The 23,828-nt window shown below is 70.7% G+C and carries 26 protein-coding genes and 1 tRNA gene; 17 read left to right on the top strand and 10 right to left on the bottom strand.

What is annotated here, in order from left to right:
• Positions 1 to 307 precede the first annotated feature (307 nt).
• Genes QM591_RS07050 through QM591_RS07040 form a run of 3 tightly spaced genes read left to right on the top strand, consistent with a single transcriptional unit; the run spans position 308 to position 2,701 of the window.
• A complete protein-coding gene (locus QM591_RS07050) occupies positions 308 to 1,588 on the top strand; it encodes a M18 family aminopeptidase (RefSeq protein ID WP_415130990.1) in 1,281 nt (426 codons plus the stop codon).
• Between the two features lie 4 nt (positions 1,589 to 1,592).
• Positions 1,593 to 2,321 carry a sulfurtransferase gene (locus tag QM591_RS07045; RefSeq protein ID WP_415130988.1) on the top strand — a complete coding sequence of 243 codons (729 nt, stop codon included), beginning with the start codon at positions 1,593 to 1,595 and terminating at the stop codon, positions 2,319 to 2,321.
• Positions 2,318 to 2,701 (top strand): DUF3054 domain-containing protein, encoded by a 384-nt coding sequence (locus tag QM591_RS07040; RefSeq protein WP_415130986.1) that lies wholly within the window; start codon positions 2,318 to 2,320, stop codon positions 2,699 to 2,701. The genes QM591_RS07045 and QM591_RS07040 overlap by 4 nt, the downstream gene beginning before the upstream one ends.
• A 12-nt stretch (positions 2,702 to 2,713) precedes the next feature.
• Here the strand turns inward: QM591_RS07040 and msrA are convergent, their stop codons facing one another.
• Positions 2,714 to 3,256: a peptide-methionine (S)-S-oxide reductase MsrA gene (gene msrA, locus QM591_RS07035; RefSeq protein ID WP_415130984.1), complete on the bottom strand. Its 543-nt coding sequence runs from the start codon at positions 3,254 to 3,256 to the stop codon at positions 2,714 to 2,716.
• A gap of 173 nt (positions 3,257 to 3,429) precedes the next feature.
• Between msrA and QM591_RS07030 the strand changes: the two genes are divergently transcribed.
• The 4 genes from QM591_RS07030 (at position 3,430) to QM591_RS07015 (ending at position 7,872) form a co-directional block, all read left to right on the top strand.
• Positions 3,430 to 4,056 carry a PadR family transcriptional regulator gene (locus tag QM591_RS07030; protein ID WP_415130982.1) on the top strand — a complete coding sequence of 209 codons (627 nt, stop codon included), beginning with the start codon at positions 3,430 to 3,432 and terminating at the stop codon, positions 4,054 to 4,056.
• 59 nt (positions 4,057 to 4,115) lie between these two features.
• The gene (locus QM591_RS07025; protein WP_415130980.1) at positions 4,116 to 5,864 is read left to right on the top strand and encodes an ABC1 kinase family protein; all 1,749 of its coding nucleotides are present in this window, start codon (positions 4,116 to 4,118) and stop codon (positions 5,862 to 5,864) included.
• A gap of 102 nt (positions 5,865 to 5,966) precedes the next feature.
• Entirely contained in the window at positions 5,967 to 7,208 is a 1,242-nt protein-coding gene (locus QM591_RS07020; RefSeq protein ID WP_415130978.1) for an MFS transporter, read from the top strand.
• Between the two features lie 109 nt (positions 7,209 to 7,317).
• A complete protein-coding gene (locus tag QM591_RS07015) occupies positions 7,318 to 7,872 on the top strand; it encodes an NYN domain-containing protein (protein WP_415130976.1) in 555 nt (184 codons plus the stop codon).
• Positions 7,873 to 7,883: 11 nt separating this feature from the next.
• Here QM591_RS07015 and QM591_RS07010 read toward each other — a convergent pair whose 3' ends face one another.
• Together QM591_RS07010 and QM591_RS07005 are read right to left on the bottom strand one after the other, a co-directional pair.
• Positions 7,884 to 8,282 (bottom strand): hypothetical protein, encoded by a 399-nt coding sequence (locus QM591_RS07010; protein WP_415130974.1) that lies wholly within the window; start codon positions 8,280 to 8,282, stop codon positions 7,884 to 7,886.
• Positions 8,283 to 8,509: 227 nt separating this feature from the next.
• Entirely contained in the window at positions 8,510 to 9,406 is an 897-nt protein-coding gene (locus QM591_RS07005) for an ATP-grasp domain-containing protein (RefSeq protein ID WP_415130972.1), read from the bottom strand.
• Positions 9,407 to 9,487: 81 nt separating this feature from the next.
• On the opposite strand from QM591_RS07005, the gene QM591_RS07000 reads away from it, so the two are divergent.
• The 4 genes from QM591_RS07000 (at position 9,488) to QM591_RS06985 (ending at position 12,901) form a co-directional block, all read left to right on the top strand.
• Positions 9,488 to 9,664: a hypothetical protein gene (locus QM591_RS07000; RefSeq protein ID WP_415130970.1), complete on the top strand. Its 177-nt coding sequence runs from the start codon at positions 9,488 to 9,490 to the stop codon at positions 9,662 to 9,664.
• Between the two features lie 74 nt (positions 9,665 to 9,738).
• The gene (locus tag QM591_RS06995; protein ID WP_415130968.1) at positions 9,739 to 10,521 is read left to right on the top strand and encodes an isocitrate lyase/PEP mutase family protein; all 783 of its coding nucleotides are present in this window, start codon (positions 9,739 to 9,741) and stop codon (positions 10,519 to 10,521) included.
• Positions 10,522 to 10,778: 257 nt separating this feature from the next.
• Entirely contained in the window at positions 10,779 to 11,252 is a 474-nt protein-coding gene (locus tag QM591_RS06990) for a hypothetical protein (RefSeq protein ID WP_415130966.1), read from the top strand.
• Positions 11,249 to 12,901: a DUF5671 domain-containing protein gene (locus QM591_RS06985; protein WP_415130964.1), complete on the top strand. Its 1,653-nt coding sequence runs from the start codon at positions 11,249 to 11,251 to the stop codon at positions 12,899 to 12,901. Before QM591_RS06990 ends, QM591_RS06985 begins: the two co-directional genes overlap by 4 nt.
• A 96-nt stretch (positions 12,902 to 12,997) precedes the next feature.
• Here the strand turns inward: QM591_RS06985 and QM591_RS06980 are convergent, their stop codons facing one another.
• The gene (locus QM591_RS06980; RefSeq protein WP_415130962.1) at positions 12,998 to 14,038 is read right to left on the bottom strand and encodes a lactonase family protein; all 1,041 of its coding nucleotides are present in this window, start codon (positions 14,036 to 14,038) and stop codon (positions 12,998 to 13,000) included.
• A 132-nt stretch (positions 14,039 to 14,170) separates the two neighbouring features.
• Between QM591_RS06980 and QM591_RS06975 the strand changes: the two genes are divergently transcribed.
• The 5 genes from QM591_RS06975 to QM591_RS06955 all read left to right on the top strand — a co-directional run bounded on the left by QM591_RS06975 (position 14,171) and on the right by QM591_RS06955 (position 17,001).
• Complete coding sequence (locus tag QM591_RS06975; RefSeq protein WP_415131016.1) at positions 14,171 to 14,815, top strand: NUDIX hydrolase; 645 nt, start codon at positions 14,171 to 14,173, stop codon at positions 14,813 to 14,815.
• A 112-nt stretch (positions 14,816 to 14,927) separates the two neighbouring features.
• The gene (locus QM591_RS06970; protein WP_415130960.1) at positions 14,928 to 15,605 is read left to right on the top strand and encodes a trehalase-like domain-containing protein; all 678 of its coding nucleotides are present in this window, start codon (positions 14,928 to 14,930) and stop codon (positions 15,603 to 15,605) included.
• 112 nt (positions 15,606 to 15,717) lie between these two features.
• On the top strand, positions 15,718 to 16,614 hold the full coding sequence (locus QM591_RS06965; RefSeq protein WP_415130958.1) for an SDR family oxidoreductase: 897 nt from the start codon (positions 15,718 to 15,720) through the stop codon (positions 16,612 to 16,614).
• The gene (locus QM591_RS06960) at positions 16,611 to 16,859 is read left to right on the top strand and encodes a multidrug transporter (RefSeq protein ID WP_415130956.1); all 249 of its coding nucleotides are present in this window, start codon (positions 16,611 to 16,613) and stop codon (positions 16,857 to 16,859) included. The genes QM591_RS06965 and QM591_RS06960 overlap by 4 nt, the downstream gene beginning before the upstream one ends.
• A gap of 51 nt (positions 16,860 to 16,910) precedes the next feature.
• Positions 16,911 to 17,001, top strand: a tRNA-Ser gene (locus tag QM591_RS06955).
• A gap of 56 nt (positions 17,002 to 17,057) precedes the next feature.
• Here the strand turns inward: QM591_RS06955 and QM591_RS06950 are convergent.
• From QM591_RS06950 to QM591_RS06930, 5 genes are all read right to left on the bottom strand, one after another.
• The gene (locus QM591_RS06950) at positions 17,058 to 17,804 is read right to left on the bottom strand and encodes an ATP-binding cassette domain-containing protein (protein WP_415130954.1); all 747 of its coding nucleotides are present in this window, start codon (positions 17,802 to 17,804) and stop codon (positions 17,058 to 17,060) included.
• Entirely contained in the window at positions 17,801 to 18,793 is a 993-nt protein-coding gene (locus QM591_RS06945) for an ABC transporter permease (RefSeq protein WP_415130952.1), read from the bottom strand. Before QM591_RS06945 ends, QM591_RS06950 begins: the two co-directional genes overlap by 4 nt.
• Positions 18,794 to 18,820: 27 nt before the next feature.
• Positions 18,821 to 19,861 carry a substrate-binding domain-containing protein gene (locus tag QM591_RS06940; RefSeq protein WP_415130950.1) on the bottom strand — a complete coding sequence of 347 codons (1,041 nt, stop codon included), beginning with the start codon at positions 19,859 to 19,861 and terminating at the stop codon, positions 18,821 to 18,823.
• A 109-nt stretch (positions 19,862 to 19,970) separates the two neighbouring features.
• Positions 19,971 to 21,044 carry a LacI family DNA-binding transcriptional regulator gene (locus QM591_RS06935; protein ID WP_415130948.1) on the bottom strand — a complete coding sequence of 358 codons (1,074 nt, stop codon included), beginning with the start codon at positions 21,042 to 21,044 and terminating at the stop codon, positions 19,971 to 19,973.
• 53 nt (positions 21,045 to 21,097) lie between these two features.
• On the bottom strand, positions 21,098 to 22,519 hold the full coding sequence (locus tag QM591_RS06930; RefSeq protein WP_415130946.1) for an FGGY family carbohydrate kinase: 1,422 nt from the start codon (positions 22,517 to 22,519) through the stop codon (positions 21,098 to 21,100).
• A gap of 139 nt (positions 22,520 to 22,658) precedes the next feature.
• On the opposite strand from QM591_RS06930, the gene QM591_RS06925 reads away from it, so the two are divergent.
• Complete coding sequence (locus QM591_RS06925; protein WP_067162333.1) at positions 22,659 to 23,627, top strand: ketose-bisphosphate aldolase; 969 nt, start codon at positions 22,659 to 22,661, stop codon at positions 23,625 to 23,627.
• 5 nt (positions 23,628 to 23,632) lie between these two features.
• On the opposite strand, the gene QM591_RS06920 is transcribed toward QM591_RS06925, so the two are convergent.
• On the bottom strand, positions 23,633 to 23,828 hold a 196-nt coding region (locus tag QM591_RS06920; protein ID WP_415130943.1), incomplete at its 5' end, for a hypothetical protein.

Below are 23,828 nucleotides of genomic sequence, written 5' to 3'. Positions count from 1 at the left end.
GGGGGGAACGGGGGGCTCTTGTGGAGGCGCGCATCTTCGCCGGTCCGTTTCTCTCGAACGATCGCGACGCTCACGGGCCGCGACCAGCCCCGGGGGGACAGGGCTGTGCCTCGGGAATGTAGAGCGCTCCCAAGAAGCAAGACAAGCCCTCTATATACCGCGCTTGATCAGCGGTATCGTGGCGAAGTTCGCGTTGGGAGCGCTCCATCGAGGACCGCAGGGAGGCGGCGGTGGGAGCGCTCCTCGGCGTGCCGCGGAGAGGCATCCTCCAGGACGGTGGATCCCCGTCGCGGCATAGGCTGAAGGCATGACCTCTTCGCACACCGATGTCCGTCATGCGGAGGACCTCGCCGACTTCGTCGCGGCCTCACCCTCCAGCTACCACGCCGCAACCGAGGTCGCCCGGCGCTTGGTCGAGGCCGGGTTCTCCGCGCTCCACGAAGCAGACGCGTGGGACGTGCGCCCGGGTTCGCGGAACCTGGTGGTGCGGGACGGTGCCGTGATCGCCTGGTCCGTTCCGCGTCACGCCGACGCGCGAACGGGATTTCACGTCTTCGGCGCACACAGCGACTCGCCGGCGTTCAAGCTCAAGCCGCAGCCCACGACTGGCCGGTACGGCTGGCTGCAGGCCGGGGTGGAGATCTATGGCGGACCTCTGTTGACCTCGTGGCTGGATCGGGAGCTCCGACTGGCGGGCCGGCTCGTGCTCGACGACGGAACGCACGTGCTCGCGGCGACAGGGCCGCTGTTGCGGTTGCCGCAGCTCGCGATCCACCTCGACCGAGAGGCCAACGAGCACCTCGCCCTCCACACGCAGAGCCACACCCAGCCGGTGTGGGGTGTCGGGGAGCCCGACTCCGCCGACCTCCTCGCCGAGGTCGCCGCGACCGCCGGGGTCGATGCATCCCGCATCCGCGGCTACGACATCGTCACGGCCGACGCGGCGCGCGGGGCGGTCTTCGGGAAGGACGGCGCGTTCTTCGCCAGCGGCCGGCTCGATGACCTCGCGTCGGTACACGCGGGACTCGTCGCGTTCGAAGAGCTCGACGACGATCACCCTCACATCGCGGTGTTGGCAGTGTTCGACCACGAGGAGGTCGGATCGGCGACGCGGTCGGGCGCGGCGGGGCCGTTCCTGGCCGAGGTCCTGGAGCGGATCCAGCTGGGGCTCGGCGCCGATCGCGAGGAGCAGCTGCGGGCCCTCGCCGACTCCTGGTGCGTCTCGAGCGACGTGGGACATTCGGTGCACCCCAACTATCCCGAGAAACACGATCCCGTGGTCCAGCCGGTGCTCGGATCGGGGCCGATCCTCAAGATCAACGCCAATCAGCGCTACGCGACCGATGGCGCCGGCGCCGCGGCGTGGCACGGATGGTGTGCCGCCGCCGGCGTCGAGAGCCAGGAGTTCGTGTCGAACAATGCCGTTCCGTGCGGCTCGACGATCGGCCCGATCACGGCGACCCGACTGGGTATCCGCACCGTGGACGTGGGTATCCCGCTGCTGTCGATGCACTCGGCGCGCGAACTGGCGGGGACGTTCGATCTCGCCGCGCTCTCCCGCGCCGCGGGCGCCTTCTGGCGCGGGTGACCTTGTGGACGTCCTCAACGTCTCGGCCTACCTGTTCACCGCTCTGCCCGATCGGGAAGAGCTCCGTCCGCGGCTGAGAGATCGCGCCGTCGCGGCAGGTCTCAAGGGGACGATCCTCCTCGCCGAGGAGGGCATCAACCTCTTCCTCGCCGGTGATCCCACCGCGGTCCGCGACTTCCTCGCCGAGCTCCGTGCGGATCCGCGGATGGCCGCACTGACCGCGAAGGAGAGCTGGTCGCAGGATCAGCCCTTCGGGAAGATGATCGTCAAGGTGAAGCCGGAGATCATCCGCATGGACTGCCCGACCATCCGTCCCGCAGAGGTCCGCGCACCCGCGGTCGATCCGCAGACCCTGCGTCGGTGGCTGGACCAGGGGCACGACGACGACGGTCGGCGGGTGACCCTCCTCGACACCCGCAACGCGTTCGAAGTGGACTACGGAACGTTCGCGTCGGCGCAGGACTGGCGACTGTCGCGCTTCACGGAGTTCCCCGAGGCGGCCCGGCGCCACGCCGCCGAGCTGGCCGAGACGACGGTGGTGAGCTTCTGCACCGGCGGCATCCGTTGTGAGAAGGCCGCCCTGTACCTGCGGGAGCACGGGGTGGACGCCTATCAGCTCGAAGGCGGCATTCTCGGCTACTTCGAGCACGTCGGCGGTACCCACTGGAACGGCGAGTGTTTCGTGTTCGACGAGCGTGAGGCCCTGGCACCCGACCTCACGGCGCGGCGATGAGCGTTCCTCCGCCAGCGGCCGTCGGTGCGGCCCTTCTCGCCGACTTCGTGCTCGTGGTCGGCTTCGCCGCCGTGGGACGCGCGAGCCACGACTCCGACGTCTGGGCAGGGCTGGTCGGCACCGCCGGCCCGTTCCTGCTGGCCCTCGCGGCGGGTTGGCTCGTGAGCCGGGTCTGGCGGGCCCCCGCCGCTCCACTGCGCACGGGGGCCGTCGTCTGGGTCGTCACGCTCGTCGGCGGGCTCATCGTGCGGGCGTTGACCGGCCACGGCGTCGCACTGCCGTTCGTCCTGGTGGCCGCCGGGACGCTCCTCGCTCTGCTCGTCGGGTGGCGCGCCGTCGCGCGCGGGATCATCGCCGTGCGGAGACGCCCCGCGCGCTGAGACCGAGCCGGCTCAGACCGTCGACTCCGCCCGTCGCGGCAGCACCCAGCCCGCGCGCGGGAAGTGGCACGTGTAGCCGTTCGGATACCGGATCAGGTAGTCCTGGTGCTCGGGCTCGGCCTCCCAGAAGGGCCCGGCCGGCTCGATCGTCGTCACCGCCTTCCCCGGCCAGAGGCCGGAGGCGTCGACGTCCTGGATCGTCTCGCGTGCCACCTTCTCCTGCTCGGGGGTCAGCGGGAAGATGGCCGATCGGTAGCTCGTGCCGATGTCGTTGCCCTGGCGGTTGAGGGTGGACGGATCGTGGATCTGGAAGAAGAACGCGAGGATGTCGCGATAGGTCGTCTCGGTGGGGTCGAAGACGATCTCCACGGCCTCCGCGTGGCCCGGGTGATTGCGGTACGTCGCGTGGTCGTTGGTTCCGCCCGTGTATCCGACGCGCGTGTCGCGCACGCCGGGCTGGCGCCGGATGAGGTCTTCCATTCCCCAGAAGCATCCGCCGGCGAGGACCGCCGTCTCGGTGCCGGGGATGCGGGTGATGCTGCCGTCGTCGGTCATGGTGGGCTCCTTCGTCGTCGATCAGTTTTCCAGGTCATCGGGGACAACGCGAAGGAGGAGGGTTTTGGTCCCGGTGATGCTTCGGGTTGGCTGTGAGCACCCCGGCGACCCTCGGCGCGGCCACTCGCGCGATGTATCGTCGAGTATCGCTCGATATATCGTTGGAGGACGACATGAACGATCGCACACACATGGGTGACGGCTTCACAGGGCGCTTTTCAGGCCAAGGGTTCGGTGCCGGCATGCCGCAGGAACTGTGGGACACGCTCGGCCAGCTGAGGCAGGGCCTCGAGCAGACCTTCGGTCAGGGGTTCGGGCAGGCTTTCGGGCAGAAGGTGGGCACGCGCGTCGGTCGCGGCGACGTCCGCGCGGCGATCCTGTCGCTGCTCGCCGAGCAGCCCATGCACGGATACCAGATCATTCAGCAGATCGAAGAACGCAGCGGCGGATCGTGGAAGCCCAGCCCGGGCTCGGTGTACCCCACGTTGCAGCTGCTGACCGACGAAGGGCTCATCGAGGTCGAGGAGTCGGCCGGACGCAAGACCTACTCCCTGACCCCGGCCGGCCGGACCGAGTCCGAGCACACCGACCGGCCGTGGGCGAGCGCCGAGGGAACCTCCGGCGACGCGGCGGCCGATCCCCAGGCGCATCGCCACGGCGCGTTGCCGAAGGCGGGCGCCCACCTCGCGCAGGCGGCCATGCAGGTGGGGCGCACCGGAACGCCGGAGCAGATCCAGGAGGCCGTCGAGGTCATCGACGAGGCCCGGCGCAAGCTCTACGCCATCCTTGCGCAGGGCTGAGCGCGCTCTTGGCCCGGCCCGATTCACCGTCGCCCGCGCGCGGACGGGGCGGCTCTCGCGTGGCTGTCGGGGAGACGCCGTCTCCCGACGGCCGTGCGCGGTACCGCCGCATCCTCCGCTTCGCCGCGCGTGCCATCGTGCAGACGTGGTGGTACGAGCTCGCGCTTCCCCGTGTGGGACTCCGACGCGTCGCGGAGCGCACACGCGCGCGGCGGTTGCAGCACACCGCCCAGCGCTTCCGCGGATTGGCGGTGGATCTCGGCGGGCTCATGATCAAGGTCGGCCAGTTCCTCTCCTCACGGCTCGACGTCCTTCCGCCGGAAGTGACTCGGGAGCTCGAACAGTTGCAGGACGAGGTGCCGCCGGTCGCGTTCCCGGAGATCCGCGCTCTCGCCGAGGCGGAACTGGGCGTCACGCTGGAGCGGGCCTTCTCGTGGGTCGACGAGCGCCCGCTCGCCGCCGCTTCGCTCGGTCAGGCCCATCGCGCACGACTCGCCGAGGAAGACGCACGGCTCTCGGGCTTCGACGAGGTCGTCGTCAAAGTGCAGCGCCCCGGAATCGATCGCATCGTCGCCGTCGATTTGGCGGCCCTCCGGCGCGTCGCGCGGTGGCTCGACCGGGTGCGGATCGTCTCCGACCGCGTGGACATGCCGGCCCTCGTGGAAGAGTTCGCCACCACGAGCAACGCGGAGATCGACTACCTCCACGAGGCGGCCGACGCCGAGCGATTCGCCACCGAGATCGCCGACCGCCCGCGTGTCGCGGCGCCCGAGATCGTATGGGAACGCACGACGGGGCGTGTCCTCACCCTCGCCGATGTCACCGCCATCAAGGTGAACGACGTCGCCTCCCTGCGCCGGGCCGGCATCGATCCCGCGGAGGTGGCAGCGGAGTTCGCGGCGGTCATGTTCGATCAGCTCTTCGGCGATGGCTTCTTCCACGCCGATCCGCATCCCGGCAACATCTTCGTCACCCCGGGGGAGCCGGGCGACGATCCTGCGTGGCGGTTCACGTTCATCGATTTCGGCATGATGGGCCACGTGCCCGACGGGCTGCGACGGGGACTTCGTCGACTCGTCCTCGCGGTCGCCGCGCGGGACGGCGCGGGACTCGTGGCGGCCATCCAGGAAGTCGGCGTGCTGCTGCCGACGGCCGAGACCGCCGATCTCGAGCACGCCCTCACGCAGTTGTTCGCGCGCTTCGGCGGCATGGGGTTCGCGGAGTTGCAGGAGGTGGATCCACGCGAGTTCCGCGCGTTCGCCGACGAGTTCGGCGAGGTCATGCGCTCGCTGCCGTTCCAGTTCCCCGAGGACTTCCTGCTCATCATCCGCGCCATGTCTCTCACGTCGGGGCTGTGCAGCGCACTGGATCCGACGTTCAACATCTGGGAGGCCGTCGACCCCTACGCGCAGCGGCTCCTTGCCGAGGAGACCCGCGGAGTGGTGCGCGACGTGGTCTCGCGCGTCGTGTCCTTCGGGGGAACGGCGGCACGACTGCCCGGCAAGATCGACGCGCTCGTGACCCGCGCCGAAGAGGGGCGACTGCGCGTGGAGAGCCCGGCCGTCGAGCGGAAGCTGGATCGACTCGACCTCGCCGTGCGTCGGGTGGTGTCGGCCGTCGTCTTCGCCGCGCTCCTGGTGGCCGGGGCGATCCTCCAAGCCGCCGACTCCGTGGCAGGGATCGTCTTCATGTCGCTGTCGGTCGTGCCGCTGCTGCACGCGGTGACGGCCGGGCTGTTCTCCCGCACCTCGGCTCGAGGCCCCGGGGGCTCACGGGGCTCACGGGGCGGCGGCAGGAGGCTCCGCTAGAATCGAGTGGAGTCCGCCGATCGGCGGACGTAGAGGTGCATCTACCTGCTTGTGGGAGCAAGGCGGCACGTGACGACGAGCCGACTGTTCCGGAGGCACCCTATGACGACGATCACGCGTGATCGTTCCCTGATCCACCACACCGGCTGGGGCTACTTTCCGGTCGCCTTCCTCGCACGGCTGCCGTTCGCGATGATGGTCGTGGGCGTCCTGACCCTCGTGTCGTCCGCGACCGACTCGGTCGCGCTCGCCGGCCTGACATCGGGTGCCGTCGGCGTGGGCGTCGTCGTGGCGGGGCCCCTCATCGGCGACCTCGTGGACCGATTCGGGCAACGGCCCGTGCTGCTTCCCGTCGGCATCGCGAACGGGGTGCTGCTGAGCCTGTTCCCCGTCGTCGTCCTCTCGGGCCTTCCGGACGCTGCCATCCTCGCGGCGGGCGCGCTGATCGGGCTGACCGCCCCCCAAGCGGCGGCGCTGTCGCGCACTCGGCTGATCGCGATCGCACGCGAGCGGATCGCCGAGCCGCGCCGCGAGCGCACGCTCTCCCGCGTGATGTCGTACGAGTCGGCCGCCGACGAGACGGCGTTCGTCGTGGGCCCGGTCCTCGTGGGTCTGCTCGCCGCACTCTTCGCTCCGTGGGCGCCGATCGCGATCGCCGCGACGCTCAGCTTCGCCTTCGTCACCGCTTTCGCCCTGCATTCCACCGCTGCGCTCGTCGACCGCGGTCCGCACCCCGCCGCCGGGCGCGCACCCCTGAGCGCCGTGCTCAGCGGACCCGTGTTGCTGCTGGTGGCGGCGACCTTCGGCGTCGGCTTGTTCTTCGGCTCGACCCTGACCTCCCTCACCGCGTTCGCGAAGGCCAGCGGACGCCCCGAGCTGTCGGGACTGCTGTACGGCCTCATGGGGATCGGCTCTGCTGTGCTGGCTCTCACGGTGATGCTGCTGCCCGCCCGGTTCCGGCTGTCGTGGCGATGGCTCGTCTTCAGTGGCGTGCTGGTGGCCTCGGCGGCGGGTTACGCACTCGCGACCGACCTCGGTGCGGTCACCGTCATGCTGTGTCTCATGGGGCTCGGCGTCGGGCCCACGCTGGTCACGCTGTTCAGTCTGGCGGGGGAGCGTAGCCCCGCAGGCAGGTCGGCCACGACCATGACGTTGCTGGGATCGGCGCTCACGCTCGCGCAGGCGATCGCCGCCGCGGTCACCGGCGCCGTGGCCGAGGCGGCGTCGGCGCAGGTCGCCATGCTGCTCCCCGTCGGCGCGGCCTCCCTCGTCCTGCTGCTCGGCATCGTCAACTCCCGCGTCCGAACTCGCGTCGACGGGGCCCCGCACTCCGTCCGCGGTTGACGCCTCGGGCTGCATCGCCGCGACCTGCTAGCGTCGGCCCCAGCGACGCGACCGATCCGTCGTCGGGTGTGAAGAGCATCCGGTTCTGAGAACACAGCAGGGAGCAGCGGTGTCCGAGCGCAACAGTTGGGTGCTGGTCGACGGCGAGAACATCGACGCGACGCTCGGCGGCTCCATCCTCGGGCGCCGCCCGCAGCCGGAGGAGCGCCCCCGGTGGGATCGTCTGCTCGGGTTCGTCGCCGACCGGTGGCGCCAGCCCGCCAAGGGGCTGTTCTTCCTCAACGCCTCCGACCACCTGCCCATGTCATTCGTGCAGGCGCTCCTCGCCCTGGGCTATCGTCCGGTGCCGCTGTCGGGGCCGTCCGATGCCAAGGTGGTCGACATCGCCATCCAGCGGACCCTGCGGACGCTCGGCGAGCGCGACGCGGATGTCGTCTTGGTGAGCCATGACCGGGACTTCGTCGCCGAGACGGCCGCGCTCGCCGACGGCACGCGCCGGATCGGGCTCATCGGGTTCCAGGAGTTCCGCAGTGCGGAGCTCGCGAGCATCCCCGGAGTCGAGTTCTTCGATCTCGAGTACGACGTGCACGCCTTCGACGCTCAGCTGCCCCGCGTTCGGATCATCCCGATCGACGAGTTCGATCCGGCCTACTTCCTCGACTAACGGGTCTGGGCTCAGGCGCCGCCGGGTGCGTCGTCGTTCGCGCGCGCGAGTTCCTTCCACGCCTTGGCGCCGGGGCGCCGCACGCTGGCCCGGTAGGAGTCGCGGATCTGTCGGGTCACCAGGTCGACGAGCACGCCCCACGGGTCGGTCGAGACGAGCAGCCACGAGCGCCGCTTGCCCCAGGCCTCGTCGTCGAGCGCTTCCCAGGCGACGCGGGCGATGCCGTCGGGGTCCGTCGTGGCGCCGAGGTCGGCCAGAAGGCGGCGCTGCACCTCGGGTGCGACGCGCCGACGCGCCTGCGCGAGGAAGGCGTCCCGCTGTGTGTCGTCGGGCTCGGCGAAGCAGGAGTGGTCGCGGAGGGCCGCGAAGAAGGAGCGGAACTGGTCGTCGCTCCACAGAGAGGTGTCCATGATGGCGTGTTCTGGGTCGAGGTCGGGAAAGGGATGCGCAGGTCGGAGGCCGACCGGCGCGGGCTATGCCGTGGCGGAGGCACGGCTCCCTGGGAACGACCGAAGCTCGACCGCGCGCCGATCAGCGCCGCAACGGGCGCGAGAGGGCAGGCGAGAGGCAGACACGAGGGACGACGATAGCTTCGCCGGGGCGAGCCGTCAACAGTTCCGCTCGCCGTCCGTGCGGGTCAGGCGGGCGAGGCGGCGCGCAGGATCGCGTCGGCGACCGCGGGGATCGCCCCGGGGGCCCGGTGCAGGTTGAGGGCCGGCTCGATCAGCTCGACCTCGAGGACGACGAGGCCGAACTCCGCGCTGTCGACCGTGTCGACGCGGGCGTACAGGGGCATTCCCTCCCCGGTGATCGCGGCGACGGCGCGCAGCACCTCGGCGGCGAAGGCGCGTTCTGAGGGGGTGGCCGGCACCGGCTGTGGATTCTCGACGTAGACGCCGCCGATCAACCCGCCGCCCGGAGCCAGAAGTGCCCCCTTCGCGATGGCGTGAGTGAACTCGCCCTCGATCACGTACAGCGCTTTCTCTGCGCCGTCGGTGAGCTCGGCGATCTCGGGCTGGACCATCGCGACGCCGCCGCGGGCGACGATCCGCTCCGCCAGAGCGAGCGCGGCGGGATCCGTCCGTTCGAACAGCCCGGTGTCGCGAGCACCGGCCGAGATCGTGGGCTTGACGACCACGCGTGCGGACGGTGCCTCGCTGAGCGCGTGCTCCGCCTCCGAGGCCGTACCGCAGTAGCGCGTCGGGACGACAGTGATGCCCGCCGCGGCCAGTTCGCTGAGGTAGGTCTTGTCGAGGTTCCAGCGGACCATCGCGGGCGGGTTGGTGACGCGGGTCGAGGCCGCCGCGCGTGTGAGCCAGTCCTGGAACTCGTCGAGACGATCCGGGTAGTCCCACGGAGATCGGAGGACCAGGAGGTCGCAAGAGGCGGGATCGTCGCCCGCGTGCCAGACCACCGCCGACGCTTCTGCGCCGCGCTCGAGGAGTGCAGCTACGAGCAGTGGTGTGTCGTGGTCAGGGTCTTCCTCGGTGTAGTTGTCGGTGACGACGATGCCGATACGCGCGGGGGAGATCACGGGGCCCCAGCGTAGCGGGGCGGAGCCAGGCGCACGGCGGTCGGGGCTCCGCGCGGCGGGACCGGTGACTACGCTGGAGAGATGACCAAGAACGGGCTGTGGACCATCGTCGGCGTCGTCGTGGCGGTCGTCATCGCCTGGGTGCTGGTCAACGTGATCTTCAGCCTGCTCGCGTTCATCGTCAAGCTCGTCATCGTGGCGGTCGTCGCCGCCGTCGTGTTCTTCGTGTTGCGGGGGATGCTCCGCCGCTCCTCCTGAGCCCTGGCTGACGCCGGCGAGGCGGACTCGTCGATCCCGGTCCTCGCCCCCTCGGCGGAGGTTACCGTGGAAGCATGACCACGAGCACCGCGCAGCGCGCGCAGACCCTGTCCGCCCTCCACGCCGCCCCCGAGATCCTCCGGGTCGTCAACGTGTGGGATGTCGTATCGGCACAGGCCGTGCTGGCCCTTCCCGAGACTCGGGCGCTGGCCACCGCGGGGCACTCCATCGCGGCGACCTTCGGATACGCCGACGGCGAGAACATCCCGCGCGACCTGATGCTCGACATGGTCGGCCGCATCGTCTCGGTCGCGGGCGATGTGCCGGTCAGCGCCGACCTCGACGCCGGGTTCGGCGACCCCGGTGACACAGCCCGGCGCGCCATCGCCGTCGGAGCTGTCGGCGCGAATGTGGAGGACCGTCTGCAGCCGCTCGGTGATGCCGTGGCCGCGGTGGAGGCGATCGTGCGTGCGGGCGAGGCGGAGGGCGTGCCCTTCGCGCTCAACGCCCGCACCGACGCGTTCGTCCGGGCGGGGGATCGCCCCGTCGAGGAGTCGATCGCCGATGCGATCGAGCGCGGACGGGCCTACCTCCAGGCGGGTGCCGACGTGGTCTTCGTGCCCGGGATCCTCGACGCCGATGTCACACGGCGGCTCGTGGACGGCATCGGGGAGCGCAAAGTGAGCGTCATCGGACTGCCCGGCGCCCTGAGCGCGGCCGAGTACGAGGCGCTCGGTGTGGCGCGCATCTCGTACGGTCCGCTGACGCAGCGGGTGGCGTTGACCGCACTGCAGGATGCGGCGAAGAGCCTCTACGCCGACGGCGTCATCCCCTCTTCCACGCGCGCCCTGAACTGAACCACCGCGGCAGGGGTGGCTGGCGTCTTCGCCGGCCACCTCTGCGCCGAGCGTTCCGGCCACCCGCCGGGCACAACAGCGGGCGGCGGGCGCGACACGCCGTGCTTCGGCGGCGACACGCGGGCAGAGAGCGCCCGGGATCCGCCGTTGTGCCCTTCCGACCGCTCGCCGTGCACTCAGCAGCCGCGGCCCGGCCACCGACCGACTGACCGGCTCGAATGGTGGCCTACGGTGGCGGGAGCCGACATGATGGCGGTATGGATGCCCCCACCGATCCCGCCCCCTCCCGTCAGCCCGACCGTGCCTTGCTCGTCGTCGTCGGCGTGATCGTCGCGATCGTCGTCGTCGCGCTCGTCGTGGTGTTCACGAGAGGCGGGGCGGAACCACTGGACGAGGGAACGCCGGCCGGAGTGGTGCAGCGCTACACGCAGGCCGTGCTCGCTGGCGACCGCGATGCGGCCACGCGCTACCTCACCGCCGACCTCGCCGACGATTGCGGTCGCGTCGATCCGGGACCCGTGGGAGACACGCGTATGACACTCCTCCGCACCCGCGAGCGCGGCGACACGGCGACGGTCGACGTCTCTCTCGTCACACGCGACCGCGGGGGCCTGTTCGGCGCGGGCGAGTATCAACTGGACGACGCGTTCTCGCTCGAGAAGGACGGTGATTCCTGGCGGATCCGCACCTCGCCGTGGATCTTCACCATCTGCGAAGAGGTGGTCTCGTGAGCGCTCCGTCGCGCCAGCACGAACTGCCCCGGGAACGGCCGTCTCGATCGTCCACCGTCCCGGGAGGGCGGACACAGGGAACCGTCCGGCGTCTCATCGTCTTCTCGATCCTGTTCGTCCTGGTCATGGTGGCGGCGACCGGCATCAGCGGACTGCTCGGACGCCTGTTCGAGACGCGTCCGGAATACGACGGCGACTCGGCGAGCCTCGCGCTCTCGCTCGCGTTCGCCCTCATCGGCGGAGCGCTCGCCCTCGTCCTGTGGTGGTTCGTGTGGCGCCGGCTGGAGGGCGGCGACCGCGACTCGGTGGCGTGGGGCCTGTACCTCGCCGCGGTGAGCGTCGTCTCGCTCGTGGTGTTCACCTCGGCGCTGGCGGGTCTGGTGGGCGCTGTCGCGCGCGGCGAGTGGGAGCCCGACAGCCTCGCCACCGCCGTCACCTGGCTGGCGCTGTGGGTGGCGCATCGGGCGATGTGGGCGCACCCGACGCGACGGCCGACCCGGCTCGCGTCCGTCCCCGCCGTCCTCGGGGCGGCCTACGGGCTCACTGTCGCCGCGGCCGGCGGTGTCCGGGCTCTCGCCGTGCTGATCGACGAGGCTCTCCCGACTCCCGAGGGTGTCGGTATCAGCCTGGGTGCACCGTGGAGCGTCGCGGTCGTCTCTCCCCTGGCATGGTGCGTCGTCGGCGCCGCTGTGTGGGCGTGGTACTGGGCTGCCGAGCGTGCGCGGCTGTTGCGCGGCGGATTCGCCGATGTCGTGGTCGTGCTCACCGGCGTCCTGGGCGGGGCCGCCCTGACGCTCGGCGGGATCGGAGTCACCCTGTCGGTGGCGCTGCGGTCGATCGCCGACCGCAGCGACGGCTGGGGCGACGTGTTGTCGCCGCTTCCGGTCGCCGTCGCGGCCACCGTGATCGGCGCGCTGGTCTGGACGGGACATCGCGTCACCGTCGCCGACCGGAGCCCTGCCACGCGCAGCGCTGCGCGCCTGGTGATCGCCGGGGTCGGCCTCGTGGGAGCGGCCTCGGGCATCGGGGTCGTCATCAACGCGCTCCTCGCCACGCTCGGGACTCCTCTTGCCGGTGACGACACCCGCACGCTCCTGCTCGGAGGGATCGCCTCGCTCCTCGTGGGTGCTCCGGTGTGGTGGGCGGCGTGGCGTCCGGACCGAGCGTCTGAGGAGAGAGGGAGCACTTCGCGGAGGATCTATCTCGTCGCGGTGTTCGGGGTGAGCGCCGTCGTGGCGATCGTCGCCCTCCTCGTCGTCGGCTACCGGGTGTTCTCGCTGGTGCTCGACTCCGATCCCGAGGGGTTCTTCGAGCGGATCCGCGCACCCTTCGGTCTGCTGGCGGCCACCGCACTCGTCGCGGGCTACCACTTCCCCGTGTGGCGACGAGAGCGTGCCCTTGCCGCCGCCGACACTCGCGACCACGCGATCGAAGAAGTGGTGCTCGTCGCCGGGAGCGATGTGGACGACCTCGCCCGGGCGGTGCGGGACGCGACGGGAGCCCGCGTGACGCGGTGGGCGCGCGCCGACCAGGAGGCGGCAATCGATGCGGGCGCGCTGCTGCAGGCGCTGGAGCCGGTCGTGGCGCGACGCGTCCTCGTGCTCGGAGGGACAGGCGGGACCGTGCAGGTGATCCCGCTCGCCGATTGAGCGGCCAGGTGCGGTGAAGACGGCCACGACGACCTCCGCCCGCGTCCGTGTCCGGGGAAGCCGGTCAGGTCGCGGACGCCCAGGTGCGCGCCAGGATCAGACGAAGCGGACCCAGTTGGCCCCTCGTCCCGTCTCCGCCCGCTGTCGGAGGTCGAGCCGATCGCCGTCGACCGTGTAGACGGACACCTGCGTCGACTTCTCACCCGCCGCCACCAGCACCGTGCCATCGGGGCTGAGGGCGAACCCGCGGGGCTGCGTCTCGGTGACCGTGAAGCTCGCGGGAGCCGCCACGCTTCCGCCCGCGCCGACGGAGACGGCGCCGAGCGTGCTCTCGGTGCGCTCCGACCCCCACAGGTGGCGCTGGCCCGCGCCCCAGTGCAGATCCGCGCCCCAGATGAGGTGGCGGGCGAGAGGGTCTGCGCCGAGCTCGCTGTGACCGAGGCCCTTCGAGGTGTCGAACACCGTCGTCGCCCCCTGCGGGGTCAGCGTGCCGTCGTGCAGGTCACGCGAGAAGTGGAGCACCTCGCCGGAGAACTCGGTGATGACATACACGGCGTCTTGCGCGTCGTTGAGCACGAGGTGGCGGGGACCGCTGCCGGCCGGTGCGGGCGCGGTGGCAGGCTCCAGTGGGGTGAGCGCCAGGTCGTCGCCGAGGGCGTACTGCGCGACGAGGTCTGCGCCGAGTGAGACGAAGTAGGCGAAGCGCCCGTCGGCGCTCGGGAGGACGGAGTGGAGGTTCGGGTAGCGAACGGTCGAGACCGGCTCGCCGACGACACCGCCCGTGATGGGGCTGCTGATGCCGTAGCCGCCGCTGTAGGCGGCACCGAGAAGGCCCGTGCCGCCGCGGGTGAGGGCGAGGTAGTTCATCCCGCCGTCTGGCAGGTCGAGTCGCGAATCGGGCTCGAGGGCTCCGGTCGCGCGGTCGAGGGTCAGTGTGAGGATGCCGGCCGGCTCATCGCTCGAACTCCCCTTGACGGCGGCGTAGACGAGGTCGCGCTCGCCGTCGACGACGAAGGTCGAGCATCCCGGGAGTCCGTCGGTCACGGCGAGGCGCTCGAGCGTTCCGTCGTGGAGGGCGAAGGCGGAGATGCTGCCGTCGGCAGCGTTGGCAACGAGGACGAGGGGAGAGGCGGTCACTCCTCGATCGTACGTCCCCGCCCTCCCACCTGCGGTGGCGCGTAGCCTGGACGGGTGCCCGACCCCCTCCACCGCCCCGTGCCGCACCCGGCCGCGGCGGATGCCGGAGCGCGTCGGCAGCTCGCCGGCCTCGTGGAGCCCGGAGCGGAGCCGTTCGTCACCGGTGTGCCGCACAGCGACGGCGAGGCTCGTGCGGCGGCGATCCTGATCCTCTTCGGAGTGCTCGACGACGCCCCGAGTCGTCATGACCCGCAGGCGGCCGTCTCGCGCGACCTCGACGTGCTCCTGCTGTCGCGGGCGGCGACGCTCCGCGCCCACCCGGGGCAGGTCGCGTTCCCCGGAGGCCGTATCGATCCTGGTGATGACGGACCGGTCGACGCTGCGCTGCGGGAGGCCCGAGAGGAGACCGGGCTCGACACGGCGGGCGTGGAGGTGCTGGGATCCCTCGCGCCGGTGTCGCTGGACTACTCGCGTCATCTGGTCACCCCCGTGCTCGCCTGGTGGGAGCACCCGTCGCCCGTGCGCGTGGTCGACGAGGCGGAGTCTGCCGCCGTCTTCCGGACGCCCGTGGCTGACCTCCTGGATCCGGCGCGTCGGGGAACCACCGTCCTGCATCGCGACGGTCGTCAGTGGCGCGGCCCCGGCTTCGTCGTGCCGCACGGGACGGGGGAGTACCTGGTGTGGGGGTTCACGGCCATGGTGCTCGACGCGCTGTTCGAGCGCCTCGGGTGGACCGAGCCCTGGGACGCGACGCGCGAACTCCCGCTCCGCCTCTAGACGGACGGCGAAGCGAGCCTGGTCCCTTCCACGGGCTGACCGGCGCTGTCAACCCGGACGCGCGAGCGCGCCGGCTCGTGCAGACTGACGGCTCCCGTCTGCAGGAGGTTCCGTGTCGCCGGTCCCCACCGAGTCCGCTCCGATCGAGTCGTATGCGCCGATCGGGGATGGCCGGACCGTGGCGCTCATCGGGCTCGACGGCGACGTGGACTGGCTTCCCCTTCCCGAGGTCACCTCGCCGCCCGTCTTCGCGAGGATCCTCGACCAGGACACCGGAGGTCTCCTGCGGTTGCGGCCCGTCGGGGAGTTCCGCTCCGACCGACGCTACCTTCCCGGAACGAACGTCCTCGAGACGACGTTCACGACCGCCCAGGGGCGCGTCCGGGTGACCGATGCGCTCGTGTCCGGCGTGGCGGGACGCCTGCCGTGGGCCGAGTTCGCGCGACGGATCGACGCTCTCACCGCCGACCTCGCCGCCGGGCCGCTGATGTATCGCTACTCCGGTGCCGACCGCGAGGAGAAGACGTTCGTCGCGTGCGCCTTCTGGCGGGTCCATGCACTCGCGTGCGTCGGCCGCGTCGAGGAGGCGACGGCGCTCATGGAGCCGCTGATCGCGCATGCCAACGATGTGGGCGTCTACGCCGAGATGATCGACGCCGACGACGGGTCGGCGTGGGGCAACGTTCCGCAGGCGTTGAGCCACCTGGCCTTCCTGAGTGCCGCGCTGACGCTGCGCGATCTGACACTGGATCCGCCGGTGGGGAAGGAGGGCGCACCGACCACCTCTTGACGACACGGGTCCGTTCGACGAGGCATCCGAGCCCCTCGACCTGACGCCCCTAAACCCGACGCCCCAGAACCCGACACGTTCAGGCACACACGACACGACAACCGGAGGAATCATGGCCCGCGATCAGTACACGTTCGTCGACCCCACCACGCTCTACGCAGACATCGAACCGCAACGGCAGCACATGGCCGAACCCGGCCTCGACGCCGACCTCACCCCGAAAGCGGATCTCGGGGAGGACACCTACCGCGGTACCGGGCGACTGTCGGGGCGCCGCGCCCTCATCACGGGCGGCGACTCGGGGATCGGTGCCGCCACCGCCATCGCCTTCGCGCGGGAGGGGGCGTCGGTCGCGCTGTCCTACCTTCCCGAAGAAGAGGAGGACGCGCAGCGCATCGCCGCGATCGCGCGGGAGGCGGGGGTGACCGTCGCGACGCTCCCGGGGGACCTCCGCGATCCCGAGTACTGTCGCGGGCTCGTCGCCGACGCCGTCGCCGCGCTCGGAGGGCTCGACATCCTCGTCAACAACGGCGGCAAGCAGATCTTCCAGGAGTCGCTCGAAGAGCTCTCCGACACGCAGTTCGACGACACCTTCCGGACCAACGTCTCCGCGATGTTCTGGATCACCAAGGCGGCCCTGCCGCACCTGCCGGCGGGATCGACGATCATCAACACGACCTCGATCCAGGCCTACTCGCCCTCCGAAACCCTCGTGGACTACGCCTCGACGAAAGCCACGATCAACGCCTTCACCAAGGCGCTCGCCCAGCAACTCGCGCCGAAGGGAATCCGGGTCAACGCGGTGGCACCCGGGCCCATCTGGACCCCGCTCCAGCCGAGCGACGGACAGCCACAGGAGAAGCTGGACTCGTTCGGGGAGGAGACCCCGCTCGGCCGGATGGGCCAACCGGCAGAGCTCGCCCCGGCCTACGTGTTCCTCGCCTCGCCGGAATCCAGCTACGTCCTCGGCGAGACGCTGAACGTCAACGGCGGGATGGTGAGCCCGTGAGCGCGGTGAGCGGTGCGGGCGGGCGGCCCGAGCCCCGAGACGGCGACGAGAGCGACGACATGTCCGCCGAGGAGAAGCGTCGCGACCAGCTGCTCCGCGCGGAAGGATCCACCGAGGCCGACGCCGCGCCCCGCATCGAGGTCAGCGAGCACGACGGCGTCACACGCATCGACGTCGCCGATGGAGCCGCCGTGCGTCCCGGGCCCGGTCCGGGAGCGGACTCGGAGGAGGAGGGCCAGGGCTGAGAGCCCGGCGCGGGTCGGCGGGTCGGACGGGGGCTGGTAGGATCGCTCCTTGGAAGTGTGTCCGAGCGGCCTAAGGAGCATGGCTGGAATCCATGTATACGGTTCTCCCGTATCGCAGGTTCAAATCCTGTCACTTCCGCCACAAGGCGATGAGCCCCACCCCGTGAAGGGTGGGGCTCATCGCCGTTGGGGGAGGCTCTAGACGGTGCGCACCGCCCCGGTGACCATGCCGACGAGCTGTTCGCCGGTGACATCCTCGGTACGCGTGCCGCCGACCACGCGGCCGCCGCGCATGACCCACACCTGCTGCGACAGGCGCTTGACCTGTTCGAAGTTGTGGGAGACCACCAGTACGGTCTTGCCGCCCTCGACGACGCGGCGGATGAGGGCTTCCACCTGTGCCGTCTCGTTGAGGCCGAGGGCCGCGGTGGGCTCATCGAGGATGATCATGTTCTCGGCCCACATCACCCCGCGGGCGATCGCGACGGCCTGACGCTGTCCGCCCGAGAGCCGCTTGACGGTCCGGCCGACGCCCGGGACGTTGACGGCGAGGTCGGAGATCAGCTCGGCCGCCCGGGTCCGCATCTCGCGGCGGCGGAGGAACTGGAACCCGGGGATGCCGCGGACGAGCTCCCGGTCCATGTACATGTTCTGCCACACGCTCAACTGGTCGCTGAGGGCGAGGTCCTGGTAGACCGTCTCGATGCCCTTGTCCCGCGCGTCGCGCGGCGAGGAGAACTGCACCGGCTCACCGTCGATGCGGATCTCGCCCCGATCGGGGGTGTAGAGACCGGTCAGGCACTTGACGAGGGTCGACTTGCCCGCGCCGTTGTCGCCGACGATCGCGGTGATCTCGCCCGCTTTGATGGTGAGCGAGGCGCCCTTGAGCGCGTCGACGTTGCCGAAGGACTTGTGGATGTCTTCGACGACGATCTTGTCGGTCATTTCCGCCCCCTCATGAGCGTGGCCGCGGCGATGACGACGATGCCGATCATCAGCGGCGAGTAGAAGGCGCTCACACCGAGGAGGGTGAGGCCGGACTGCAGGAACGTGAGCAGGATCGCGCCGATCACCGGGCCGTAGATCGTGGCGCGGCCACCGAAGAGGCTCACGCCGCCGAGGACGACCGCGGCGATCGCCTTGAGCAGGTAGTCGGTGTTGGTGGCCGGCTGGCTCGACCCGATGTACGAGGTCAGCATGATCGCGCCGATCCCGCCCATCGCGCCGCAGATCATGTAGCCGGCGAGCTTGATCCGCGGCACCTTCAACCCCATCGCCTTCGCGGCGTCGGGGTTGTCGCCCACGGCCAGCAGGTGCGTGCCGAACCGGGTGTGGAACAGGACGACGTGCAACACGATCGCGATCCCGATGGCGATCAGGAAGTTGATCCTGATCCCGCCGACGTTCATCGTGCTGACGGCCGTCAGCGCCCGCTCCGGGATCTGCACGGGCTTTCCCTGCGAGATGATGAGACTCAACCCCATCACGATGCTGAGGCTTCCCAGCGTCACGATGAAGTCGGGGATCCTCACCCAGCCGATGAACGACCCGTTGATCGTCCCGACCGCGAGGCCCGTGAGGAGGGCGATGCCGCAGCAGACGATCAGGGGCAGACCCGCCTGGTAGGCCGTGGCCAGGGTGACGCTGCCGAGGGCGACCGTCGCGGCCAGCGACAGGTCGATCCCGGCGAGGGTCACCGCGAACGTGGCGCCCAGGGCGAGGATGATCGGGATCGTCGCGTCGGCCAGCATGCTCGTGATGCTCGGCCACGAGAGGAATCTCGGGTTGATCGAGCCGAGCACGATGGCCAGGACGACGAGCGCCACCGGGGCGGCGAGTTTCATCCAGGTCTCTTCGGAGCCGAGCGCGCGGCGCACGGCATATGCCGTCTCGTCGGCGCGGCCCCGGTTTCGGGTGGGTGTCTGGGTGGTCATGGGTGAGGATCCCCGTCTCTGATCGGCTTACTCGAAGGGGTTCGGAACCTCGAAGCCCGCCGGCGGTGCCGGGAAGGCGTCGAGCGCGGCCTGAGCGTTGTCCTTGTTCACGATGAGCACCGGCGTCTCGACGGTCTCGGGGATCGTCTTGCCGCCCATGGCCGCGACACAGGCCTGCACCGACTGCACACCCATGAGGTAGGGGAACTGCTCGATCGCCGCCGGCTGTCCACCCGCGACGATGTCGGCGAGCTGGTCCTTCGTGCCGTCGATGCCGACGACGGCGACCTTGCCCTTCAGGCCTGCCTCTTCCACCGCCTGCTGGATGCCCATGGCCATGTCGCCCGACGGGGTGAAGAAGCCCTTGATGTCGGGGTTGGCGATGAGGATCGTCGCGGCGGCGCTCTTGGCCTTCGCCTTGTCGAAGTCGGCCGCGACCGTCTGGGTGATCTCGAGCTTGCCGGCGACGGCCTTCTCGAAGCCGGCGAGGCGTGCGATGTTGCCGGGGTCGGCCACCAGACCGCCGATGAGGGCCACCTGGCTGCCCTCGTCGACGAGATCGAGCATGGCCTCGCCACCCGCGGCGCCGGCGGTCTCGTTGTTCGTCCCGACGTAGGTCGTCACGGTCACCCCGGCGTCCTTCGCGGCGTCGAGGTCGATCGGCAGGTCGAGGTTGACGATCGGCGTGCCCGCGTCGGAGACCGGGACGAGACCCGTGAGCAGGTTCGTCTGGCTCGTCGGGTTGACGATGTAGCAGTCGTAGCCGGCCGTCACGAGCGCGTTGAGCTTGGACGCCTGGCCCGAGTCATCGGTGACGTTCTCGGCGGCGACGACCGTCAGCTCGACGCCGGCCTCCTTCGCGGCGGCCTCCGCGCCCTCGGCCATCGCACCGAAGTACGTGTTGTCGAGCGGCTTGATGACGAAGGCGACCTTGCCTCCGCCCTCCGGAGCGCCGGACGTGCTCGGCGTGGGCTCGGTGGCGCTCGAACAGCCCGCGAGCGCCACCGCTAGGATGGTCGCGGTCGCAGCGGCCGCTCCCGCGGTCCGCATCCGAGTGGTCGTGATCATTTCTCTCCTTCGAGTGGGTGATTGCTTCCTGGTGCGACGCGGCTGGCCGCAGTGTTCGCTTCGCTGGCACACTGCGGTCAGCTTCGACCCGTCCGTCGCCGACGGGGTCTCAGGGGGCCGCGAGGGGACCCATCATCAGCGGCGCCGTCGTCAGCGGGATGCACCCGCAGGTGGTGCCGAACTCGATGTCGATGTCGACCGTCACGCTCCGGGGTGGCAGCGTGGGGTCCTCCGTCCGCTCGGCGAGGAGCTTCATCGCCTTCGCCGCGACGGTCTGGACGGGGATGACGCCCTGCGTGGGCTTCAGGCCCGTCACGGTCGCCTCTCCGATGGAGTCGATCGTGGTCACCAGCACGTCCCGCGGGATGTGCAGCCCCAGTCGCGAGATGGCGGCCATGGCTCCCCAGAACATGCGGTTGTTCGTCGTGAACACCCCGAATGGGGGAGTGAGGGTGCGGAAGAGCTCCAGGGCGCCCGCCGCCGCATCGTCGGGCGTCGCGTGTCCCGCGCTCACGTGGTGCTCCAGGCCCGCCGCGTTCATGACGCGGGTGTATCCGCTCTGGCGGTCACGCACGTTGGAGACGGTGGTGTTCCCGGCGATGAGGGCCACCTGCGACAGCCGGTGATGGGCAACGAGGTGCTCGACGAGCCGCTCGGCGGCGCGACGGTTGCTGGCCAGCACGTGGTCGGCGCTCTTGCGCACCGAGGGCACGGTGCGATCCACGATCACGGTGGGGATCTCCGAGACGGCGTCGGGGAGGCTCGGCGCGCCGCTGGGCAACACGATGAGCCCGTCCACGCGTTGCTGCCGGAACGTCCGGAGGTAGCGCTCCTCCTGGTCGGCCTCCTCGTCGGAGTCCCCGAGGAGGAGGGTGGGGGAGGCCGGTGAGAGCCGCTCCTCGATCGCCCGGGTGAGCAGGGCGAAGAAGCCGTTGCGGACGTCGGGGATGATCAGTCCGATGAAGCCGGAGCGCTTCGTGCGCAGGCCGGTCGCCGCCGCATCGCCGACATAGGACAGTTCGGCGACGGCCGCCATGACGCGCTCCCGCATCGCGGGGGCAACGTAGGCCTCTCCGTTGAGCACGCGCGAGACGGTCTTGGTGGACACGCCCGCGTGCTGTGCGAGATCGACGAGGCGGGTGGGGCGGCGCAGGCCCCGGGGAGCATCGGAGGAGCTGCTCATGAGCACCACGGTCCAGGCGATGAGGCAGGCATAGAGTGGGATCCCTCTTCTCGTCATGGTGTTCCGTGCCCTGCAGCGACGGCGCTCGTGGCCGGCTCCGCGAGCGGTGCCGACGGGGGAGCGGAAGCCGGGTTCGAGAGCGCCACCGTGTCGGCGGGCGGATAGTGTTCCGGTGTCCACCATCCTGCCGCGACGCCCGCCAGGAGCCCGGCGCCGCGCGAGACGGCCTCGCGTTCCGCGGCCATCGCCAGCGGGTGGGAGGCGCGGCGGAGCTTGGCCTCGACCCAGCGCCGGCTGCGCAGTCCGCCCCCGATCAGGAGGGTCGTTCCCGAGACGCCGCTCAGTGCGCGCAGCCGCGCTTCGGCATCGGCCGAGGCTGAGGCGTACCCCTCCAGAGTCGCCGCCCATGCCTCCTCGGCGGGGCGGTCCAGAAGCGCCGGGGGGATGCTGCCCTCCTGCATCGCGACGAGCGTCGCGAGATCGAGCGGCTCGGCATCCACCCGGATGGCACGGAACTCGATGTCGTCGCGCGCGACGCGCAGCGCCCGTTGCAAGTGCCGGGTGGCCAGGCCTGGGCGCAGGGTCTCCCACAGCAGCATGTGTCGGGGTGTCCCCGGCCAGGCCGTGACGGTGAGGTCGCCGAGCTGGTCCGGCCAGGTCGGATGGGGTGCGTCGGGGTGCGCCTCCCAGGCGACCACGAGGGGCTCACCGGTTCCCATCGAGTCGATGACCTCGCTGCGGTCGCCGCCCGCGCCGATCACTCCGACGGGGTGGTCGTGGCCGGCGATCGTGACCGGGATCCCGGTGGGCAGGCCGCTCCACGCCGCGCCTTCGGGCGAGATGTGCCCGAGCGGGGTTCCCGCGATGCGTGCGGGGGCCCAGACGAGGGAGTCGAGGCCCACTCGGCTGAGGATGTCGCGGTCGTACTCGCCGCGGAGGGGGTCGAAGGCGCCGCTGGTGGCCGCGAGCGACTCCTCTTGCGCGAGTGCGCCGGTGAGGCGCCACACCGTGAGTCCCGCGACGCCGGTCCACGTGCCCCGCGCGTCGTAGCCGTTGCGGGCCAGCCAGCCCAGCTTGGCGATGCTCGTGACGCTCCGGGCCTGTCGGCCGGTGCGCCGGTGGATCTCGGCGTCGCCGAACGCGGCGCGGAGCTCGTCCACGATCTCTCCGCCGCGCTCGTCGTGCCAGGCGACCAGGGGGAGGTTGCTGGGCCCGTCGGCGTAGATGGCGGTACCGGTCTCGCCCATGCTCGCCACCCCCACGGCGGCGATCCGCGTCGCGAGGACGCCGAGGTCGTCGATGGCGGAGCGGATGGCGTCGAAGAGAGCCTCGGTGGTCATCTCCACGCCGTGCGCGCCGCGGGCGAACGGCGTGGGCGCGACGCCGACGCCGCGCGACCGGCCGTGGCGGTCGATCGCGTTCGCCTTGATCGACGACGTGCCGAGGTCGATCCCCAGCAGCAACTCGTCCCGCATCCGAACCTCGTCTCCTTCGACGTGTGGACAATCTCTGTCTATCGATGGACAAAGTAACACTCGCAACCTAGTCTGTCTACCGTTGTCAGAAAAAGTCGCCCGTCACGGAGGACGGGTGCGAGAAACGGAGGACGGGCCCTTGGCTCTCATCACACTCAGGGCGGCACTGGACGCCGCACGTGCCGGCAGCTACGGCGTCGGCGCTTTCAACGTGACCGACCTGGCGCAGGCCGAGGCCGTGCTGGACGCCGCCGCCGAGACCGACTCGCCGGTGATCGTCCAGACGATCGCCGGGGCCTCGGTCCATGGCCGCGACGAGCTGTTCTGGGAGGCGCTGGTCACCCTCATCGGCAACTACCCGGACGTCCCCGTCGTCCTGCACCTGGATCACGGCGCCTCGTACGACGACTGCGTGCGAGCGATCGCCGCCGGCTTCACGAGCGTCATGATCGACGGCAGCATGCGCGACGACCACGTCACCCCGGCCACCTTCGAGGAGAACGTCGCGGTCACCCGTCGCGTGGTCGAGTACGCGCACGCCCGCGGGGTCTCCGTCGAGGGAGAACTGGGCACGATCGGAGGGTCTGAGGACGGCGGCGCCAGCAGCAAGGAGATCATCCTCGCCGACCCCGACGAGGCGGCGCGGTTCGTGGCCGAGACGGGCGTCGACGCCCTCGCCGTCGCGATCGGCACGTCCCACGGCGCCTACAAGTTCACGAGCCCTCCCGATGGCACCGTGCTGCGGATGGACCTCATCGAGGAGATCGCGGGGCGCATCCCCGACACGCATCTCGTGATGCACGGATCGTCGTCGCTGCCGGCCGATCTCCGGGAGACGATCAACGCGCACGGCGGGAAGCTCCCCGAATCCTGGGGCGTGCCCGAGAGCGAGAAGGCCCGCTCCACCAAGCTCGGCATCCGGAAGATCAATCAGGGCATGGATTCGCACATGGCCCACAGCGCCGCCGTGCGTACGTACCTCGACGCCGACGGGATCGGTGTCGACCCCGCGCTGTACGGCAAGCCCGGACGTATCGCGATGCAGCGCATCGTGGCCGAGCGCATGCAGGTCTTCGGCCAGGCCGGTCAGTCCTACCGCCACCGCTGACCGGCTCAGCGCGGTGTCGGTGCCGCCCCTCCCCGAGAGCGCGTCGTCCCCGGGCGACCGGTCGGCACCGACCCCGCGAGCACCGACCCCGGACGGATGATCAGCGACCGGGGTGCGAGCCCGGCCCAGGCGCGTGCGCGCGGCGGGAGCGCGTCGCGCATCGCGGTGCGGGCGCGGTCGGCGTCGCGATCCAGCCGTGTC

Source organism: Microbacterium sp. (assembly GCF_047607225.1).
Taxonomy (GTDB): domain Bacteria; phylum Actinomycetota; class Actinomycetes; order Actinomycetales; family Microbacteriaceae; genus Microbacterium.
Note: the sequence above shows the minus strand (reverse complement) of the source record. Positions and strands in the feature narration are given on the sequence as shown.

Coding starts and splice junctions, on each gene's coding strand:
- QM591_RS07030 (WP_415130982.1), top strand. CDS start 3,430: ATGAACGATCGCACACACATGGGTGACGGCTTCACAGGGCGCTTTTCA.
- QM591_RS07050 (WP_415130990.1), top strand. CDS start 308: ATGACCTCTTCGCACACCGATGTCCGTCATGCGGAGGACCTCGCCGAC.
- QM591_RS06965 (WP_415130958.1), top strand. CDS start 15,718: ATGGCCCGCGATCAGTACACGTTCGTCGACCCCACCACGCTCTACGCA.
- QM591_RS07020 (WP_415130978.1), top strand. CDS start 5,967: ATGACGACGATCACGCGTGATCGTTCCCTGATCCACCACACCGGCTGG.
- QM591_RS07040 (WP_415130986.1), top strand. CDS start 2,318: ATGAGCGTTCCTCCGCCAGCGGCCGTCGGTGCGGCCCTTCTCGCCGAC.
- QM591_RS06990 (WP_415130966.1), top strand. CDS start 10,779: ATGGATGCCCCCACCGATCCCGCCCCCTCCCGTCAGCCCGACCGTGCC.
- QM591_RS07000 (WP_415130970.1), top strand. CDS start 9,488: ATGACCAAGAACGGGCTGTGGACCATCGTCGGCGTCGTCGTGGCGGTC.
- QM591_RS06935 (WP_415130948.1), bottom strand. CDS start 21,044: ATGAGCAGCTCCTCCGATGCTCCCCGGGGCCTGCGCCGCCCCACCCGC.
- msrA (WP_415130984.1), bottom strand. CDS start 3,256: ATGACCGACGACGGCAGCATCACCCGCATCCCCGGCACCGAGACGGCG.
- QM591_RS07010 (WP_415130974.1), bottom strand. CDS start 8,282: ATGGACACCTCTCTGTGGAGCGACGACCAGTTCCGCTCCTTCTTCGCG.
- QM591_RS06930 (WP_415130946.1), bottom strand. CDS start 22,519: ATGCGGGACGAGTTGCTGCTGGGGATCGACCTCGGCACGTCGTCGATC.
- QM591_RS06945 (WP_415130952.1), bottom strand. CDS start 18,793: ATGACCACCCAGACACCCACCCGAAACCGGGGCCGCGCCGACGAGACG.
- QM591_RS06995 (WP_415130968.1), top strand. CDS start 9,739: ATGACCACGAGCACCGCGCAGCGCGCGCAGACCCTGTCCGCCCTCCAC.
- QM591_RS06940 (WP_415130950.1), bottom strand. CDS start 19,861: ATGATCACGACCACTCGGATGCGGACCGCGGGAGCGGCCGCTGCGACC.
- QM591_RS06950 (WP_415130954.1), bottom strand. CDS start 17,804: ATGACCGACAAGATCGTCGTCGAAGACATCCACAAGTCCTTCGGCAAC.